The sequence below is a fragment of the Micromonospora solifontis genome (assembly GCF_003725545.1).
Classification (GTDB): Bacteria; Actinomycetota; Actinomycetes; order Mycobacteriales; family Micromonosporaceae; genus Micromonospora; species Micromonospora solifontis.
In genome coordinates, this window is sequence record NZ_RJLN01000012.1 from 39,349 (window position 1) to 56,660 (window position 17,312).

The window sequence follows — 17,312 nt, forward strand, 5'->3', positions numbered from 1 at the left end:
GCCGCCACCACACCCCCACACGGAAGGACCCTCCGTGACCCCATCCCGACGCCGCCTCACGGCGCTCGCCGCGGCCACCACCCTGGTGCTGACCGGCGCCAGCACCGGCGTGGCGCACGCCGAGGTGCCCCCGGACGCCCCGGAGCAGCTGCGCAACGGCGACTTCAGCGACGGCACCGCCCCCTGGTTCTCCTACGGCACCGGGGCGCTCGGCGTCACCGACGGCCAACTCTGCACCACCGTCCCCGGCGGCCTGGCCAACCCGTGGGACGCCGGCATCGGCCAGGACGCGGTGCCGCTGATCGCCGGCGCCGAGTACGAACTGGCCTTCGACGTCTCCGCCACCCCCGGGGCGGCCGTCAAGGCGGTGCTCCAGCTCGGCAGCGCCCCCTACACCACGTACGCCAGCGTCGACGCCACCGCCACCGGCACCGCCGCGCACGTCACGAAGACGTTCACCGCCCCGGCCGACAACCCGGGCGCGCAGCTGATCTTCCAGGTCGGCGGCAGCCCCGAGGCGCAGACCTTCTGCCTGGACAACGTCTCGCTGCGCGGCGGCGAGGCGGCCCCGCCGTACGAGCCGGACACCGGGCCCCGGGTGCGGGTCAACCAGGTCGGCTACCTGCCCGGCGGCCCGAAGAACGGCACCGTGGTCACCGCGGCCACCGACCCGCTGCCCTGGCAGCTGAAGTCGGCCGCCGGCACGGTGGTGGCCGACGGCGAGACCACCCCGCGCGGGGTCGACCCCGCCTCGGGGCAAAACGTGCAGACCGTGGACTTCTCCGCCTGGCGCACCCCGGGCACCGGCTACACCCTGACCGTCGACGGCGAGACCAGCCACCCGTTCGACATCTCCGGCACCCTCTACCAGCGGCTGCGCGCCGACTCGCTGCAGTTCTTCTACGCCCAGCGCAGCGGCACGGCGATCGACGGCGACCTGCTCGGCGCGGCGTACGCCCGCCCGGCCGGCCACCTCGGCGTGGCACCCAACCAGGGCGACACCGACGTGCCGTGCCAGCCGGACGTCTGCGACTACCGGCTGGACGTGCGCGGCGGCTGGTACGACGCCGGCGACCACGGCAAGTACGTGGTCAACGGCGGCATCGCCACCTACCAGCTGCTGAACGCGTTCGAGCGGACCAAGACCGCGGAGACCGCCGGTGGCGGGGCGGCGCTCGGCGACGCCACCCTGCGGGTGCCCGAGCGGGGCAACAAGGTCCCGGACATCCTCGACGAGGCCCGCTGGGAGCTGGAGTTCCTGCTGCGCATGCAGGTGCCGGCCGGCCAGCCCCTCGCCGGGATGGCCCACCACAAGATCCACGACAAGAACTGGACCGGCCTGCCGCTGGCCCCGCAGGACGACCCGCAGCCGCGCGAGCTGCACCCGCCGTCCACCGCCGCCACCCTCAACCTGGCCGCCGTCGCGGCCCAGTGCGCCCGCCTGTTCGCCCCCTACGACGCCGCTTTCGCGGCCCGCTGCGGAGCCGCCGCGAAGACCGCGTACGCGGCGGCCAAGGCGCACCCGGCGGTCTACGCCAGCGCGGCCGACGGCAACGGCGGTGGCGCGTACGAGGACTCGAACGTCACCGACGAGTTCTACTGGGCGGCGGTCGAGTTGTGGCTGACCACCGGGGACCAGGCGTACCTGACCGACCTGACCGCCTCGCCGCTGCACACCGCCGACGTCTTCGACGCGGGGGGCGCGTTCGGCTGGCAGAGCGTGGCCGCGCTGGGCCGGCTCGACCTGGCCACCGTGCCCAACGCCCTGCCGGCCGCCGAGCGGACCCGGATCCGGGCCTCGGTGACCGCCGCCGCCGACCGCTACCTGGCCACCCTGCGCGACCAGGCTTACGGGCTGCCGCTGCCCGGCATCGCCGGCGCGTACGTCTGGGGCAGCAACAGCAACATCGTCAACAACGCGGTCGTGCTGGCCACCGCGTTCGACCTCACCCGGGACGCGAAGTACCGGAACGGGGCGGTGCAGACCGCCGACTACCTGCTCGGCCGCAACGCGCTGAACATGTCGTACGTGACCGGCTGGGGCGAGCAGCACGCGCGCAACCAGCACAGCCGGATCTTCGCCCACCAGCTGAACCCGGACCTGCCGAACCCGCCGGCCGGCTCCCTGGCGGGCGGTGCGAACGCCGGCATCCAGGACCCGTTCGCGGCCAACCTGCTCGCCGGCTGCGCGCCGATGTTCTGCTACGTCGACGACATCAACTCGTACTCGACCAACGAGATCGCGATCAACTGGAACTCGGCGCTGGCCTGGCTGGCGTCCTTCCTCGCCGACCAGGGTGCGGCGGCGGCGGTGCCGGCCCCGACCTGCGCCGTCACGTACACCACCCACGGCAGCTGGTCGGGTGGCTTCACCACCCAGGTCACCGTGCGCAACACCGGTACGGCGGCGGTCAACGGCTGGAACGTGCGCTGGGCGTTCACCGGTGACCAGAAGGTGGACACCTACTGGCTGGCGAAGATCAGCCAGTCCGGGGCGACGGTCACCGCGAAGAACGAGTCGTACAACGCGACGATCGCGCCGGGCGCGTCGATCACCTTCGGCCTGAACGGGTTGACGGCCGGTGGCCCCAACCCCAACCCGACCCTCGTCACCCTCAACGGAACCCCCTGCACCGTCTCCTGACGCCTCCCGCGAGCGGCGCTGGGATCGGCGCAGTTTCCCGGAAATAGTGGCCTTCCGGTCTTGGAAGGCCACTATTTCCGTGGAAGAGGCCCCTCGAGTACGTCAGCGGGCGCGGCGCACCCCGGTACGGTCCCGGGGTGGCGTACCTCTTCCTGCTGGGGGCGATCACCGCCGAGGTGATCGGGACCAGCCTGCTCAAGGCGACCGACGGCTTCACCCGGCTCTGGCCCACGCTCGGCGTGGCGGTCGCCTACCTGTCGTCGTTCGGGCTGCTCTCCCTGACCGTCAAGGACATCCCGGTCGGGGTGGCGTACGCGATCTGGTCCGGGCTGGGCACCGCCGCGATCATGGCGATCGGCGCGGCCTTCCTCGGCGAACCGATCAGCGTCGCCAAGGTGGTCGGCGCCGGCCTGGTGATCGCCGGGGTGGTGGTGCTCAACCTCGGCGGCGCCCACTGATCCCGACGAAACCCGGTGGACGCACGCCGGGCGCGTGGGCGATGGTGGCGGCCATGGACGGCGGCGGACTGTCCGGCGCGGAGCGCCGGGTGTGGGCGGCCTTACCGGCGGGCACCCGCGCCGCGCTGGCCGGCCTGCCTGCGGCGGACCTGCGCACGCTGCTGCTGACGGTGGCCCGGGACCGCGCCGCGACCGTCCAGCCGGCGGACGTGCTGCGGCGCTGGCGCGAGGACCGTTTCGTCCGTCCGTCCGACGTCGACCCCCGCGCGCTGGCCCGGGTGGAGGCGCGGCTGTGGGAGCTGCTGCCCGCCGACGTGGCGGGCGTGGAGCTGTCCCCCGTCGCCCCGCTCGGCACGTGTACCGCGGTCGCGCCGGTCAGCCAGCACCGGATCGTCACCACGATGCGCGGCACCGAGGTGGTGAGCGACCCGACGAACACCCTGGCCGTCGAGGCGGCGGTGCGCCGGCGGCGCGGCGACGAGGTGCACCTGGCCGCCGTGCACCGGGTGCTGCGGGCGCAGGACTTCGGGCCGGGCACGTCGGCGCACTTCCGCCTCTTCACGCTGGTCTCCAGCGCCCGGGACGCCGGGTCGGGACGGACCGAGGCACGCCTGCTCGTCCGGCACCTGGCCTGGTGGCACCGGGTGCTCGCCGACCTGGCGGCGTCGGCCTGGCCCCGGCTGCACGTCACGGTCCTCGACCGGGTCGTGGGTGAACGGCTCGCGGACACGGTCCGGCCGGCCCTCACCGCCGAGGGGATCACGGTGCACGACGAGCCGGAGCGGCAACGCGGGCGCGGCTACTACACGGGGGCGGCAGTGCGCCTCACCCTTCACGCCGGCAGCCTGGAGATCGGCGACGGCGGCGGCACCGACTGGACGGCCCGGCTGCTGGGTGACGCGAAGGAACGCTGCCTGGTCTCCTGTCTGGCGACCGAACGCCTGGTCACCGGGGTGAACGGATGAGCCTCCACGCCGCCGCGCGACGGGGTGCTCGATCCGGGAAGTAGTGGCCTCCTCATCCGGCGGAGGCCACTACCGCCACGATCGAGCGTGATCTTCGCCGCCGACCGGGTCCGCTGCGCCACGGGTGCCGAGCGGCGTTCCGGGCGTACCCTGCACCGGTGGTCCTCACCCTGCCGCCCGGCGACTTCCGCGCGTACCTGTTCGACTGCGACGGCACCATCGTCGACTCGATGCCCCTGCACCACCGCGCCTGGTGCGCGGTGCTGGACGAGTGGGGCTGCGAGTTCCCCGAGGAGCTGTTCTACGCCTGGGGCGGGCGGCCCGTCGCCGACATCGTCGCCGACCTCAACGAACGCCAGGGGCTGGCCATGCCCGTGGAACTGGTGATGCGCCGCCAGGAGGAGCACTACCAGCGCGGGCTGCCCGAGGTGACCGCCGTGCCGGAGGTGCTCGCGCACATCGAGGACGCCCACGGTCGGCTGCCGTTCGCGGTCGTCTCCGGCGGCAGCCGCGAATCGGTCACCGTCTCGCTCAGCGCGCTCGGCCTGCTCGACCGGTTCGAGACGCTGGTCTGCGCCGGGGACTACACCCGGCCCAAGCCCGACCCGGAGGGCTACCTGCTCGCCGCCCGGCGCCTCGGCGTCGCCCCGGCCGACTGCCTCGTCTTCGAGGACACCGACCTCGGCGTGCAGGCGGCGACGGCGGCGGGCATGGCGGCGGTACGCGTACCGCAACCCTGGCAGCGGGCCGAAGTGTGACGGGGGTCGCCGCCATCGGGTGACCCGCCCGGCCCGCGCCTGCCTAGGGTCGGTGGCATGGCCGTCGACGGGGACGCCGCGACCCGGCGCGGGTGGCGCCGGCTGCTCGACGCGTCGCCGATCCCGCCGCCCGGCCGGCTGCGCACCCTGTCGCTGGCCACCCTGGCCAACACGGTCGGCTCCGGGCTCTGGCTGGCCGGCGCGGCGCTCTACCTGACCCGGGACGTCGGCCTCTCCCCCGCCTCGGTCGGCGCGGGGCTCACCGTCGCCGGGCTGGTCGGGCTCACCGCGAGCGTGCCGCTCGGCGCGCTGGCCGACCGGCGGGACCCGCGTACGCTGCGCGCCGCCCTTCAGGTGGGCCAGGCGGCCGTGGCGGCGGCGTACCTGCTGGTCGGCTCGTTCCCGGTGTTCCTCGCGGTGGCGGTGCTGGACGCGCTGCTCACCTCCGGCAACCTGGCGGTCCGCGCCGCGCTGGTCGCCGCCGTGGCGGGCCCGCGGGGCCGGGTGCACGCCTTCGCCACGCTGCGGGCGGTGGCCAACCTGGGCATCGCGGTCGGCGCGGCGCTGGCCGGGATCGCGCTGGCCGTGGACACCCACCTCGCGTACCAGGTGCTGGTGGTCGGGAACGCCGCCACCTACCTGCTCTCGGCGGCGCTGCTGCTGCGGCTGCCGGCCGGTCCGCCGGCGCGGCGCGACCCGGCCGCCCGGCCACGACGGGCGGGCGCGCTGCGCGACGGACGCTTCCTCGCGGTCAGCGGGGCGTCCGCGGTGCTGACCCTGCACCTGACGACCCTCACCCTCGTGGTGCCGCTGTGGACGGTGACCCGGGCCGGCGCGCCGCCGCCGGTGGTCTCGGCGGTGCTGCTGACCAACACGGTGCTCACCGTGCTGCTGGCGGTACGGCTCAGCCGGGGCGCGGACACCGCCGCCCCGGCCGCCCGGAAGCTGCGCCGGGCCGGTCTGGTGCTGGCGGCGGCGACCCCGCTCTACGCGGTCACCGCCGGCCTGCCCACCGTCGCGGCGGTCACGCTGCTGCTGCTCGCCACGGCGGTCTGGACACTCGGCGACCTGTGGCACGGCGCCGCCGCGGCGGGCCTCGCCTACGACCTGGCCCCACCGGCGGCGCTCGGCGCGTACCAGGGGGCGGACGGCCTGCTCGCCGGCCTGGCCCGCGCGGTCGGACCGGCGCTGCTCACCCTGCTGGTGCTGGACGGCGGGGTGCCCGGCTGGCTGGTGCTCGGCGCGCTGTTCGCGGTGGTCGGCCTGGCCGCCCCGGCGCTGACCCGGTGGGCGCTGGCCAACCGCTCGGTCGACGAGCCGGCGGTGGCCGGCGACCGGCCGGCCGCCGCCGTGTAGCAGCATGACGGCATGACCGACCAGCAGACCCTCACCATCCGCCGGGGCGGCCCGGACGACGCCGGCACCGTGTTGCGGCTGCTCGACAGCGCCACCGCCTGGCTGGTGGCGCGGGGCCGGAGCTGTACGTGAACCTGCTGGTCACCGACCGGGCGTACGCCGGCCGCGGGATCGGCGCGCGGCTGCTGGCGTACGCGGCGGAGCTGGCCCGGGAGCGCGGCGTGGGGCTGCTGCGGGTGGACTGCTACCGCGGCGACGACCGGGCGCTGGTCCGCTTCTACGAGGGCTGCGGCTTCACCGCCACCGACCCGTTCACCGTCGAGCGGCCCGGGCGGGAGCCGTGGCCCGGCCAGGTCCTCGCCCGGCGGCTCATCTGACCGGTCAGCCGATCTCCTCGTCGACGAAGCACCAGCGCCAGGACTCCCCCGGCTGGATCGACCGCATCACCGCGTGCCCGGTGTTCTCGAAGTGCTTGCTGGCGTGCTGGTACGGCGACGAGTCGCAGCAGCCGACGTGCCCGCAGGTCAGGCACGAGCGCAGGTGCACCCAGTCGTCGTTGCCGACGGCGACGCAGTCCGGGCACTCGGTCGTGGTCACCGGCGTGACGTCGCCGGCCTCGGCCAGGTGCTGGCAGCTCATCCCTTGTCCTCCTGTCGCAGCAACGACTCCTCCAGGTCCAGGTCACGATAGGCGCGGACCAGCACCTCCTCCGGGATCCGCCCGGAGTCGCGGGCGGCCCGGAAGACCTCCCGCTCGGCGTCGATCATCTCCCGCCGCAGCCGACCGTACGCCTGGGAGGGGGTTTCCCGCTCGGCGCCACCGAGCCGTTCCCAGGCCAGGTTGGTGCGGCTCTGCACCAGGCCGCGCAGCCGCTCGACGACCGCGTCCGGCGCCCCCTCGGCCAGCTCCTCCAGGCGTTCCCGGGCCGCCCGGCTGGCCTGCTGCTGCACGGCGGCGGCGGAGAGCGCGTCCTGCACCGGGTCGTCCGGGGGCAGCTTGAGCGCGCGGGCCACCGCCGGCAGGGTGGCGCCCTGCGCGACGAGGGTCACCACGATCACCGCGAACGCCAGCCAGATGAACAGTTGCCGCGGGTACGCCCGGCCGTCGGCGAGGGTGAGCGGCAGGGCGAGCGCGGCGGCCAGGGTGACCACGCCGCGCATCCCGGCCCAGCCGATGACGAGCGGCGCCCGCACCGACGGCGCCGGGTCCCGCTGGCGGACGCGCGGCACCAGCCGGGCCAGGTAGGTGGCCGGGAAGAGCCAGACGAACCGGGTCAGCACGACGGCGGCCAGCACCGCGACGGTGATCCCGACCAGCCGGCCGAGCGGCTCGTCCAGGTCGCGGAGGACCTCGCGCAGTTGCAACCCGACCAGCAGGAAGACCAGCCCTTCCAGGAGGAACTGGATCAGCTTCCAGAAGGCGCTGGTCTGGAGCCGGGAGGCGGCGGACATCAGCAGCGGCTGCTTGTGGCCGATGCCCAGCCCGGTCACCACCACCGCGACCACCCCGGAGGCGTGGATCTCCTCGGCGGCGAACACCACCGCGAACGGCACGATCAGCGACAGCGCGTTGTCCAGCACCGCGTCGGTGGTCCGCTTGTGCAGGTAGCCGAAGACGACCACGCCGAGCAGGCCGACGAGGATGCCGCCGCCGGCGGCGACCACCACCTCGCGGGCCACGTCGCCGAACCCGACGTGCCCGCCGGTCGCGGTGGCCGCGGCGATCGCCACCCGCAGCAGCACCAGCGCGGTGGCGTCGTTGACCAGGCTCTCGCCCTCCAGGATGGTCACGATCCGCCGGGGCAGGCCGACCTTGCGGGCCACCGCGGTGGCGGCGACCGCGTCGGGCGGCGCCACCACCGCGCCCAGGGCCAGGCAGATCGCGTACGGCACGCCGGGCAGGAGCAGGTACAGCACGGTGCCGACCACGAACGCGGTGAAGATCACCAGCCCGACGGCGAGCAGCAGGATCGGCCGCAGGTTCAGCCGGAACGCCGGCACCGACGTCTTCAGGGCCGCCACGTAGAGCAGCGGGGGCAGGATGCCCACCAGCACCAGGTTCGGGTCCAGCCGCACGTGCGGGACGAACGGCAGGAAGGACAGGCCGAGGCCGAGCACCACCAGCAGGATCGGGGCGAGCAGGCCGAGCCGGCGGGCCAGGGCCGCGCCGAACGTGGCGATCGCGAGAAAGACCACGACCTCGAACAGAGCTTCCATGGGGTACGAGCCTAAGCGGCTCGCGTTTCCGGCGTGATCACCCCGCGCTGCGCAGCTTCGGCAGCACCTCCGCGCCGAACGTGTCGATGAAGGCCCGCTGCTCCTGCCCGACGTGGTGCAGCGCGATCTGGTCGAAGCCCAGCCCGACGTACTCCTCCAGCCAGCCGACGTGCCGGCCCGGATCGGCGGAGATGTTCACCACGGAGGCCACCTTCGCCATCGGCACGTCCGCGCTGACCCCGTCGAAGTGGTCGGTCAGCTCCAGGTCCCAGCACACCGGCGGGGCGAAGACGTTGCTGCGCCACTGGTCGTACGCGATCGCCTCGGCCTCGGCCTGCTCGGGCGCCCAACTGACGTGCACCTGCAGGTGCAGCGGCCCGCGACCGCCGGCGTCCCGGTACGCGTCGATCATCCGGCGCAGGTGCTCGACCGGCGCGTTGACGGTGATCAGCCCGTCGGCCCACTCGGCGCACCAGCGCGCGGTGGCCTCGCTGACCGCCGCCCCGATGAGGGCGGGCGGCTGCTCGGGCCGGGTCCAGAGCTTCGCCCGGTCCACGGTGACCAGGCCGTCGTGGCTGACCTCCTCCCCGGCGAGGAGCGCCCGGATCACGTCGACGCACTCCCGCAGCCGGGCGGCGCGGACGTCCTTGCGGGGCCAGGGCTCCCCGGTGATGTGCTCGTTGCTGGCCTCGCCGGTGCCCAGGGCGGCCCAGAACCGGCCCGGGTACATGGCGGCGAGGGTGCCGATGGCCTGCGCGACGATCGCCGGGTGGTACCGCTGACCGGGCGCGTTGACCACGCCGAACGGCAGGTTGGTGGCCTGGAGCGCGGCACCCAGCCAGGACCAGGCGAACCCGGAGTGGCCCTGCCGGGCGCTCCACGGCGAGAAGTGGTCGGAGGACGTCGCGGCGCCGAAACCGGCGCGTTCGGCGTGCACGACCGCCTCCAGCAGCCGGGCCGGATGGATCTGCTCGTGGGAGGCGTGGAAGCCGAACACCGTCATGGGCGCACCTCCTACCCAAGCCGGTGGAAATGTAAGCAGGGGCCCCCTCTTAACGCCTCCGGTAGAGCAGGGGGCCCCTGTTAACGCCCGCTACTCGGCGTGCGCGCCGGCGCCGGCGCCGGCCTGACCCTCGCCGATCCAGACGGTCTTGGTGTTGCAGAACTCCCGCATGCCGACGGCGGACAGCTCGCGGCCGTAGCCGGAGTTCTTCACCCCGCCGAACGGCAGGTCCGGATAGGACGTGGTCATGCCGTTGATGAAGACGTTGCCGGCGTCCAGGTCGGTGGCGAAGCGCTCCTGCTCGGCCGGGTCGGTGGTCCAGGCGTTCGAGCCGAGGCCGAAGCTGGTGCCGTTGGCGACCTCGATCGCCTCCTCGTAGGAGGACACCCGGTAGAGGCCGGCGACCGGGCCGAAGACCTCCTCGGCCCACATCCGCATGCCGGGTCGCAGGTCGGTGACCACGGTCGGCGGGTAGTACCAGCCGTCGCCGGTGGGCTTCTCGCCGCCGCAGAGGATCGTGGCACCGTTGTCGACGGCGTCCTGCACCTGCTCGTGCACCTCGTCCCGGCCCCGATCGGTGGCCAGCGGGCCGACGTCGGTGTTCTCGTCCATCGGGTCGCCCACCCGCAGCGCCGACATCCGGGCGGCGAACTTCTCGGCGAAGGCGTCGAAGACGTCGGTGTGCACGATGAACCGCTTGGCGGCGATGCAGGACTGCCCATTGTTCTGGCAGCGGGCGGTGGTGGCCACTTCGGCGGCCTGGTCCAGGTCGGCCGAGGGCATCACCACGAACGGGTCGCTGCCGCCGAGTTCCAGCACGGTCTTCTTCAGTTCCCGCCCGGCGCTCTGCGCGATGGAACGGCCGGCGCCCTCGCTGCCGGTCAGGGTGGCGGCCCGGACCCGGGGGTCGGCGAGGATCCGGTCGACCGCGTCCGAGCCGACCAGCAGGGTGCTGAACGCGCCCTCGGGGAAGCCCGCGCGGCGGAACAGGTCCTCCAGGTAGAGGGCGGTCTGCGGCACGTTGGAGGCGTGCTTGAGCAGGCCGACGTTGCCGGCCATCAGGGCCGGCGCGGCGAACCGCATGACCTGCCAGAGGGGGAAGTTCCACGGCATCACCGCGAGCACCGGGCCGAGCGGCTGGTAGCGGACGAAGGCCCGCTTCGCGCTGACGGCGGCGGCGTCGGCGGGCTCGTCGGCGAGCATCCGTTCGGCGTTGGCGGCGTAGAAGCGGCAGGCGGTGGCGCACTTGGTCACCTCGGCCTTCGCCGCCGCGTACGTCTTGCCCATCTCGGTGGTCATCAGCCGGGCGGTCTCGTCCCGCTCGGCCTCCAGCAGGTCGGCGGCGGCGGTGAGCCACTGTCCGCGCTGGGCGACGGTGGTGCCGCGCAACTGCCCGAAGGCCAGGTCGGCCCGCTCGATGGCGGCGTCCACCTGCTCGTCCGACATCGGGTCGTACGTCTTGAGCACCTGTCCGGTGGCGGGATTGATGGTGGCGATGGGCATCTCGTACTCCTGTCACTCGAACAGTGAGTGCCGCACGCCCGGCTCCTCCCGATGGCGCGCGGCGCGGCGGCGCTGGATGACGACCAGGTCGACCACGGCCACCACGGCGAGGACCGCGCAGACGACACCGAGCCAGGCGATCCCGGCCCAGAAGGCCAGCACCGCGAAGACGGTCATGGTGACCAGGCCGAAGGTGGCGAGCACGAGCCGCAGGTTCAGCGCGCTGTACGCGGCGTTGACCCGGCGGCGGGGCTGTGATCGGGTCATTCCTTCCGGCTACCCCCGCTCGGGCGGGCCTAACCGGCTGCCGCCCGCCCGCACCGGGCCGCCGGTGATCCGGGACACGGACCGGGTACTCGCCGGATGCGGCCGGCGCACCGTTGCGTTGGATCCGGTCTGCCACGACCGGACCGATCCCGGCGACGGCGGAGAGGATGAGGCATGACCACGACGCAGGCGGCACCCGTCACCGTCGCCGTCGCGCGGCGCGCCGACCCGGCGCGGACCGACGAGATGGTGGCGTGGATGCGGGCCGGTACGGCGCTGGCCGAGTCGTTCCCGGGCTTCCTCGGTGCCGGGTTCGTGCAGAGCGCCCCCGGGTCGCCGGAGTGGCACGTGATGTACCGCTTCGCCGACGCCGAGACGCTGCGCCGCTGGGAGGAGTCGCCGCAGCGCACCTGGTGGCTGAGTTCGGCGCAGGGCATCGTCGAGCACACCCGGGTCGAGCGGCGGACCGGGATCGAGGGCTGGTTCGATCCCCCGGTGGACCACGTGGTCGAGACGTTCGTCGCGGACGACGCCGCGTCGGCCGGCCCGGTCGCCCCGCCCCGCTGGAAGCAGGCGGTGACGATCTGGCTGGCGTTCTTCCCGCTGAGCCTGACCGCGACCCTGCTCACCGCCCGGTTCATCGCCGGTGTGCCGCTGGCGGTGCGGACGCTGCTCATGACGCTCTGCCTGACCCCGCTGATGACCTACCTGGTGCTGCCGTGGATCACCCGGGCGCTGCAGTGGTGGCTGCACGGCCAGCCGGCGCCGTGGCGACGGTAGGCCTAACACCCGAATGTGAACGACGATTGTCGATGCCGGAAAGCCGACAGAAGTCCCGGCGTCACGGTCGGTGTGCGTAGGGTCGACGCGCTGCTGCACGCCGCCGGACGGGGGACGGGATGTCTCGACGTTGGGTCACCGCGCTGGCCTGCCTGGCGGCGCTGGTCGCGCTCGCCTGCGACGGCGCCGGTTCCGCGTCGCCCCGGCCGTCGGGCACCGCCCGCCCCGGCGGATCCGCCGTGCTGGCCGCGCTCGGCGACTCGATCACCACCGGGTTCGGCTCCTGCCTGGTGCTCGTGAGCTGCGAACGGAACTCCTGGTCCACCGGCACCAGCGTCCGGGTGGACAGCCACTACCGGCGGCTGCGCGAACGCGACCCGGCGCTGCGGGCGGTCGACCGGGCGGCGCCGGGAGCCCGGGCGCAGGCGCTGGCCGGACAGGCCGCCGCCGCGGTGCGGGACCGGGCCGACCGCGTGACGGTGCTGATCGGCGCGAACGACGCCTGTCACGGCGGCGTGGACGCGATGACCGCGGTGGCCACCTTCCGCAGCCAGGTCGACGCCGGGCTGCGCACGCTGCGCAAGGGCCGGCCGAAGGCCCGCGTCCTGGTGGTCAGCATCCCCGACCTGTACCGGCTCTGGCAGGTGGGCCACACCGACGAGCGGGCGGTCCGGGCCTGGGCGCACGGGGTCTGCCCGGCACTGCTGGCCGACGCGACCGTCACCACCCCGGCGGCGGCGGCCCGCCGGGCCCGCTTCCGGGAGCGGATCGACGACTACAACGACCAACTCCGGGCGGCCTGCCGGGCGTACGGGTCGCGGTGCCGGTGGGACGGCGGCGCGGCCCACCGGGCCCGGTTCGACCTGGACCAGGTGAACAGCCTGGACTGGTTCCACCCGAACGCCTCCGGGCAGGCCCGGCTCGCCGAGGTGACCTGGGGCGTCGCCCGCTGGGTGGACGACTGACCGGACGCGTTCAGGGCCGGCGCTGGTGGGGCAGGTTGGCCGGGCCGCCCCGGTAGAGGGCCCGGGCCCGCTCGGCGAGGTCCTTGGTGGCCGAGGAGTTGGCCCAGGTGCCGAGAATGATCGCGGCGCCGGGCACCACCTTGGCGAAGATCCGCTTCGCCGCGCGTACCCCGGCCATCTGGGCCAGCCGGATGCCGAGCTGCACCATGGCCCGGCCCAGCGGGCGCTCCCCGGCCATGCCGAAGAGCGCGCCGGCGCGCTCCCGCCCGGCGGCCACCCCGAGGGCGAGGCGCGCGCTCTCGGCGACCTTGTGCACCTTCTGCAGCACCAGCAGGTCGGTGGCCCGGTCGGGGTGGACGGGATCGACCCCGTACGCCGCGGCCACGTGCAGCACCAACCGGGCCTGGGTCCACGCCAGCACCCCGACGTCGAGCACCGCGCCGGGCAGCCCGGCCGCGCCGGAGACCGCCCCGGAGAGCCGGGCGTGGTTGACGAACTTGCGGACCGCCTGGTCGGCCAGTTCCTCGCCCGGGGCCTCGGGCCGCTGCCCCCGCTCCCGGGCGGCCCACTGCGCCGCCTCCGGTCCGAGCCGGCGCACCGCCTCCAACGCCAGGTGCTCCGGGGCGTACTGAGGGTCGTCCCGCATCCGGTCCCAGAGGGTGGCGGGTGGCGCCTCGGGAGCGTCCTGGGGCGCGGCCGGCTGCGGGGGGACGGCGTTGCCGCCGTCGACGGGGGCGGGGTCGGTCACGAGGGGCTCCCGGGGCTCGGACTGCGGGGGCGTACGGGTCAGCGCCGGCGGCTGGACAGCCGGGTGGCCAGCTGCTTGAGCCGTTGCTGGTTCTCCGGCTTGGCCAGCTCCCGCCGGCCGCGTTCGACCAGCTGCTGACCGCGCGGCGACCGCAGGAAGGTGCTGATCCGGTGCATCAGTGACATGTCGTCCTCCCGTTCGCGGTCCCCCTCATGTGTACCCGGGACCGGCAATCCCCCGGTACCCGGACCGGACCGCCGACAACCGTCCACACCGGCCGCCCCGGGGCCGCTCAGGCGAGGATCGCGCTCACGACCTCGGTGGCCCGCCACTCGTGCTGCGCGTACGCCCAGGGGAACGCGGAGACCTGCACGGCCTGGGCGGCGTCGGTGAGCGCCATGTCCTGCCAGCCGGGGATCTCCTCCAGGGCGCTGAGGAACGCCTTGGTCGCGTACTCCGGGTCCATCAGCTCTCCGACCGTGCCCCAGCCGCTGCTCGGCCGCTGCTGGAACAGCCCGACCGAGTCGTGGTCCCAGCCGATGGCCTGGTGCGGGTAGTTCTGCGACTCGGGCAGCACCCCGCTGGCGTAGTTGTAGAGGTTGCTCTCCTGCATCGCGGTGGCCACCGCGATCACCAGGCCGCGCCGCGGCACGCCCATCTCCCGGCCGGCCTGCACGATCTTCTTGGCGTTGTCCATCTGGTCCTGGTCCAGCCCGGCCACCGGGACGATCCGCTTCGGCCGGGGCTTCGCCTTCGGCTTCGGCTTCTTGGTCGCGGCCGGGGTGGCGGTGGGGGTGGGGCTGACGGTCGGGCTGGCCGGGGCGGGCGCCTGCCGCGCCATGCCGCGGGAGGCGGCGTCGAGGGCCGCCCGCTGGGCGACCTCCTGCTGCGACGGCGCCGGGCTCGTCGAGTCGCCGACCCCGCCGACGCCCACCTGGCTGAATCCGACCAGGCCGAGGCAGCAGACCGCGCCGGTGGCCACCGCCAGCTTCGTCCGGCCGGGCCGGGCCGCGAACGGGTTAGCGATGCCGCTCAGGCGGGTACGCAGGGAACGTCGAGGAGTGGAGGTCTCCACGGAGTCGGTCGACCGGACGGTGGAGGGGATATCGTCCGAACGGTCAATCGCGCCGTCGAGGCCGTACTGGTCGTCGAGGGTGCCGTCGTCACGCATTCGACGAGGCTAGGCAGGGGCACCGCCCATCACCCAGCGTGATCGTGTGGCGCTGGCCACAATTCGGGCCCGGCAATCCGGACACTCCTGACCCCGCGCACCCGTCGGCGAACGTCCCTCGCGAAGCAGGCGAACCTCCGGTCCGCCCAGCGGCGCGCCACCCCGGGCAGGAACCGGGACAGCCGGCCCCGGCACCAGCCAAGGTCCATTAACTCGTCCGTTCGGTTGATTCCCTCTTCCGCCCTTCGCCCGAAACCCCGACAAGATCAACGCATTCGCCCCGATCCGTACCCCTCCTCGTCCGGTCCGCGACCACCCGCCGACCCCCGAACCGGGCCGTAACGGAATGGACCAGGATGGCCGGTACGTTGGCCCCACGGGGAGCCGTGCGCGCACGGCCCGCCGTACGCGCGTTTCCAGGGAGGTCTCCACCGGTGCTCGACCCACACGAGCTCTACGAACTCAGCGACGATCTGCCCGAACTCGGCCAGCCGGTGCTGATCCAGGCGCTCACCGGCTTCGTCGACGCCGGCAGCGCCACCCGGCTCGCCCGGGAACAGCTGCTCACCTCCCTGGAGGCGCGGCCGGTGGCCCGGTTCGACGTCGACCAGCTCTTCGACTACCGCTCCCGCCGGCCGGTGATGACCTTCGTCGAGGACCACTGGGCCGACTACGACGCGCCGGCGCTCGAGCTGCACCTCCTGCGCGACGATGACGAGACCCCGTTCCTGCTGCTCACCGGCCCCGAGCCGGACCTGCAGTGGGAACGCTTCGTGGCCGCGCTCGCCGGGCTCGCCGCGCGGCTCGACGTCCGACTCACCGTGGGCCTCAACTCGATCCCGATGGCGGTGCCGCACACCCGGCCCAGCGGGGTCACCGCGCACGCCACCCGGCGCGAGCTGATCGCCGGCTACGAGCCCTGGCTCCAGCGGGTCCAGGTGCCGGGCAGCGTGGGTCACCTGCTGGAATACCGCCTCGGCGAGCAGGGCCGCGACGCCCTCGGCTTCGCCGCGCACGTGCCGCACTACGTCGCCCAGACCGAGTACCCGGCCGCCGCCGAGGCACTGCTCGCCGCGGTGTCCCGCAGCACCGGGCTGCTGCTGCCCCGGGACGGCCTGCGCAGCGCCGCCGAGGTGGTCCGGGTGGAGATCGACCGCCAGGTCGCCCAGACCGAGGAGGCGGCCACCCTGGTGCAGGCCCTGGAGGAGCAGTACGACGCGTTCGCCCGGGGCCGCGACCAGCAGAACCTGCTGGCCGCCGAGACCGGCCCGCTGCCCACCGCCGACGAGCTCGGCGCCGAACTGGAGCGCTTCCTCGCCGAGCAGACCCGCCCCGGCGACACCCCCGACCGCTGACGCCCACGCCGGGCGCCTCACCCGGCCCGGCCCGCCCGGCCCGGGCCGGGCGGCCCCGGCGCCTTACCCCGGACCGGGCGGCCCGGGCGCCTCGCCCTGCCCGGGCGACCCCGGCGGTGGGTTGCGGCATGTCGCGGCTTCCGGCGTTGCGGACACCCCGGAATGCCGTAGCCCGAGTCGACCATGAGGGCGGCGGCCGGCGCGGCCGGCGCGGCTGACTCGGCGCGCGGCGGCGGGATGCGGCAGGCTTGGAGACATGCGCCTGGCGACCTGGAACGTCAACTCGGTGAAGGCCCGCCTGCCCCGGCTGCTCGACTGGCTGGCCGGCACGAAGCCCGACGTCGTCTGCCTGCAGGAGACCAAGTGCCGCGACGGGGCGTTCCCGGTCGCCGAGGTGGGCGAACTCGGCTACGAGGCGGCCAGCCACAGCGACGGCCGGTGGAACGGGGTGGCCATCCTGTCCCGGGTCGGGCTGGCCGACGTGGCGGTCGGCTTCCCCGGCGAGCCCGGCTTCCCGGAGCCGGAGGCGCGGGCCATCTCCGCCACCTGCGACGGGGTCCGGGTCTGGTCGGTGTACGTGCCGAACGGCCGGGCGCCCGACGACCCGCACTACGCGTACAAGCTGGCCTGGTTCGCGGCGCTGCGGGACGCGCTGGAGCCGGAACTGGCCACCGGGCTGCCCCTGGCGGTCTGCGGGGACTACAACGTCGCCCCGACCGACGCCGACGTCTGGGACCCGGCGCTCTTCGTCACCTCCACCCACGTCACCCCGGCCGAGCGGGCGGCCCTCGCGGCGCTGCGCGACCTGGGGCTCAGCGACGTCGTGCCGACCCCGATGAAGGGGCCGCACCCGTTCACCTACTGGGACTACCGGGCCGGCATGTTCCACCAGAACAAGGGCATGCGGATCGACCTGGTGTACGCCTCCGCGCCGTTCGCCCGGGCGGTCCGCTCCGCGTACGTGGACCGCGAGGCGCGCAAGGGCAAGGGCCCGTCCGACCACGCCCCGATCGTGGTCGACGCCGACCTGGTGCCGGCCGTCGAGGGGTTCTGACCGCCGCGGGATCGGCGAGGTGGCGGTGGGCGCGCGCCCGGGATGCCGCGACATCGCCGAGACGGTGCC

Annotated in this window: 18 protein-coding genes; 10 read left to right on the top strand and 8 right to left on the bottom strand. The window is 74.3% G+C overall.

Going from position 1 to position 17,312, the window contains the following annotated elements; translation table 11 throughout:
* The first annotated feature begins 34 nt into the window (after positions 1-34).
* The 6 genes from EFE23_RS06475 to EFE23_RS06500 all read left to right on the top strand — a co-directional run bounded on the left by EFE23_RS06475 (position 35) and on the right by EFE23_RS06500 (position 6,558).
* Positions 35-2,644, top strand: a complete 2,610-nt coding sequence (locus EFE23_RS06475; protein ID WP_123239974.1) for a glycoside hydrolase family 9 protein — start codon at positions 35-37, stop codon at positions 2,642-2,644.
* Between the two features lie 137 nt (positions 2,645-2,781).
* The gene (locus EFE23_RS06480) at positions 2,782-3,102 is read left to right on the top strand and encodes a DMT family transporter (protein WP_123239975.1); all 321 of its coding nucleotides are present in this window, start codon (positions 2,782-2,784) and stop codon (positions 3,100-3,102) included.
* A 53-nt stretch (positions 3,103-3,155) separates the two neighbouring features.
* Positions 3,156-4,067, top strand: coding sequence for a hypothetical protein (locus EFE23_RS06485; protein ID WP_123240023.1), 912 nt, complete (start codon positions 3,156-3,158; stop codon positions 4,065-4,067).
* 158 nt (positions 4,068-4,225) lie between these two features.
* The gene (locus EFE23_RS06490; RefSeq protein WP_123239976.1) at positions 4,226-4,825 is read left to right on the top strand and encodes an HAD family hydrolase; all 600 of its coding nucleotides are present in this window, start codon (positions 4,226-4,228) and stop codon (positions 4,823-4,825) included.
* A gap of 57 nt (positions 4,826-4,882) precedes the next feature.
* Positions 4,883-6,181 (top strand): MFS transporter, encoded by a 1,299-nt coding sequence (locus tag EFE23_RS06495; protein WP_123239977.1) that lies wholly within the window; start codon positions 4,883-4,885, stop codon positions 6,179-6,181.
* 128 nt (positions 6,182-6,309) lie between these two features.
* Positions 6,310-6,558 carry a GNAT family N-acetyltransferase gene (locus tag EFE23_RS06500; RefSeq protein ID WP_233600892.1) on the top strand — a complete coding sequence of 83 codons (249 nt, stop codon included), beginning with the start codon at positions 6,310-6,312 and terminating at the stop codon, positions 6,556-6,558.
* Between the two features lie 4 nt (positions 6,559-6,562).
* Here the strand turns inward: EFE23_RS06500 and EFE23_RS06505 are convergent, their stop codons facing one another.
* The 5 genes from EFE23_RS06505 to EFE23_RS06525 all read right to left on the bottom strand — a co-directional run bounded on the left by EFE23_RS06505 (position 6,563) and on the right by EFE23_RS06525 (position 11,170).
* Positions 6,563-6,820, bottom strand: a complete 258-nt coding sequence (locus EFE23_RS06505; RefSeq protein WP_123239978.1) for a UBP-type zinc finger domain-containing protein — start codon at positions 6,818-6,820, stop codon at positions 6,563-6,565.
* On the bottom strand, positions 6,817-8,397 hold the full coding sequence (locus tag EFE23_RS06510) for a Na+/H+ antiporter (RefSeq protein ID WP_123239979.1): 1,581 nt from the start codon (positions 8,395-8,397) through the stop codon (positions 6,817-6,819). The genes EFE23_RS06505 and EFE23_RS06510 overlap by 4 nt, the downstream gene beginning before the upstream one ends.
* A 37-nt stretch (positions 8,398-8,434) precedes the next feature.
* Positions 8,435-9,400: a TIGR03885 family FMN-dependent LLM class oxidoreductase gene (locus tag EFE23_RS06515; RefSeq protein WP_123239980.1), complete on the bottom strand. Its 966-nt coding sequence runs from the start codon at positions 9,398-9,400 to the stop codon at positions 8,435-8,437.
* 90 nt (positions 9,401-9,490) lie between these two features.
* Positions 9,491-10,903 carry an NADP-dependent succinic semialdehyde dehydrogenase gene (locus tag EFE23_RS06520; protein ID WP_123239981.1) on the bottom strand — a complete coding sequence of 471 codons (1,413 nt, stop codon included), beginning with the start codon at positions 10,901-10,903 and terminating at the stop codon, positions 9,491-9,493.
* 12 nt (positions 10,904-10,915) lie between these two features.
* Entirely contained in the window at positions 10,916-11,170 is a 255-nt protein-coding gene (locus tag EFE23_RS06525) for a DUF6343 family protein (RefSeq protein ID WP_123239982.1), read from the bottom strand.
* Positions 11,171-11,344: 174 nt separating this feature from the next.
* Between EFE23_RS06525 and EFE23_RS06530 the strand changes: the two genes are divergently transcribed.
* A complete protein-coding gene (locus tag EFE23_RS06530; RefSeq protein ID WP_123239983.1) occupies positions 11,345-11,950 on the top strand; it encodes an antibiotic biosynthesis monooxygenase in 606 nt (201 codons plus the stop codon).
* A gap of 119 nt (positions 11,951-12,069) precedes the next feature.
* A complete protein-coding gene (locus EFE23_RS06535) occupies positions 12,070-12,915 on the top strand; it encodes a GDSL-type esterase/lipase family protein (protein WP_123239984.1) in 846 nt (281 codons plus the stop codon).
* A gap of 10 nt (positions 12,916-12,925) precedes the next feature.
* Here EFE23_RS06535 and EFE23_RS06540 read toward each other — a convergent pair whose 3' ends face one another.
* From EFE23_RS06540 to EFE23_RS06545, 3 genes are all read right to left on the bottom strand, one after another.
* Complete coding sequence (locus EFE23_RS06540; RefSeq protein WP_123239985.1) at positions 12,926-13,663, bottom strand: EcsC family protein; 738 nt, start codon at positions 13,661-13,663, stop codon at positions 12,926-12,928.
* A gap of 38 nt (positions 13,664-13,701) precedes the next feature.
* Entirely contained in the window at positions 13,702-13,848 is a 147-nt protein-coding gene (locus EFE23_RS28420; RefSeq protein WP_199736947.1) for a hypothetical protein, read from the bottom strand.
* A gap of 107 nt (positions 13,849-13,955) precedes the next feature.
* Positions 13,956-14,834 (bottom strand): peptidase M23, encoded by an 879-nt coding sequence (locus tag EFE23_RS06545; RefSeq protein ID WP_123239986.1) that lies wholly within the window; start codon positions 14,832-14,834, stop codon positions 13,956-13,958.
* Between the two features lie 434 nt (positions 14,835-15,268).
* Between EFE23_RS06545 and EFE23_RS06550 the strand changes: the two genes are divergently transcribed.
* Together EFE23_RS06550 and EFE23_RS06555 are read left to right on the top strand one after the other, a co-directional pair.
* Positions 15,269-16,189 (top strand): proteasome assembly chaperone family protein, encoded by a 921-nt coding sequence (locus EFE23_RS06550; RefSeq protein ID WP_123239987.1) that lies wholly within the window; start codon positions 15,269-15,271, stop codon positions 16,187-16,189.
* Positions 16,190-16,445: 256 nt separating this feature from the next.
* Positions 16,446-17,243, top strand: coding sequence for an exodeoxyribonuclease III (locus tag EFE23_RS06555; RefSeq protein ID WP_123239988.1), 798 nt, complete (start codon positions 16,446-16,448; stop codon positions 17,241-17,243).
* Positions 17,244-17,312 lie beyond the last annotated feature (69 nt).

What these genes read in the sequence shown, in the direction of transcription:
- EFE23_RS06485 (WP_123240023.1), top strand. Translation starts at nt 3,156, where the DNA reads ATGGACGGCGGCGGACTGTCCGGCGCGGAGCGCCGGGTGTGGGCGGCC.
- EFE23_RS06495 (WP_123239977.1), top strand. Translation starts at nt 4,883, where the DNA reads ATGGCCGTCGACGGGGACGCCGCGACCCGGCGCGGGTGGCGCCGGCTG.
- EFE23_RS06505 (WP_123239978.1), bottom strand. Translation starts at nt 6,820, where the DNA reads ATGAGCTGCCAGCACCTGGCCGAGGCCGGCGACGTCACGCCGGTGACC.
- EFE23_RS06510 (WP_123239979.1), bottom strand. Translation starts at nt 8,397, where the DNA reads ATGGAAGCTCTGTTCGAGGTCGTGGTCTTTCTCGCGATCGCCACGTTC.
- EFE23_RS06515 (WP_123239980.1), bottom strand. Translation starts at nt 9,400, where the DNA reads ATGACGGTGTTCGGCTTCCACGCCTCCCACGAGCAGATCCATCCGGCC.
- EFE23_RS06520 (WP_123239981.1), bottom strand. Translation starts at nt 10,903, where the DNA reads ATGCCCATCGCCACCATCAATCCCGCCACCGGACAGGTGCTCAAGACG.
- EFE23_RS06525 (WP_123239982.1), bottom strand. Translation starts at nt 11,170, where the DNA reads ATGACCCGATCACAGCCCCGCCGCCGGGTCAACGCCGCGTACAGCGCG.
- EFE23_RS06530 (WP_123239983.1), top strand. Translation starts at nt 11,345, where the DNA reads ATGACCACGACGCAGGCGGCACCCGTCACCGTCGCCGTCGCGCGGCGC.
- EFE23_RS06535 (WP_123239984.1), top strand. Translation starts at nt 12,070, where the DNA reads ATGTCTCGACGTTGGGTCACCGCGCTGGCCTGCCTGGCGGCGCTGGTC.
- EFE23_RS28420 (WP_199736947.1), bottom strand. Translation starts at nt 13,848, where the DNA reads ATGTCACTGATGCACCGGATCAGCACCTTCCTGCGGTCGCCGCGCGGT.
- EFE23_RS06545 (WP_123239986.1), bottom strand. Translation starts at nt 14,834, where the DNA reads ATGCGTGACGACGGCACCCTCGACGACCAGTACGGCCTCGACGGCGCG.
- EFE23_RS06555 (WP_123239988.1), top strand. Translation starts at nt 16,446, where the DNA reads ATGCGCCTGGCGACCTGGAACGTCAACTCGGTGAAGGCCCGCCTGCCC.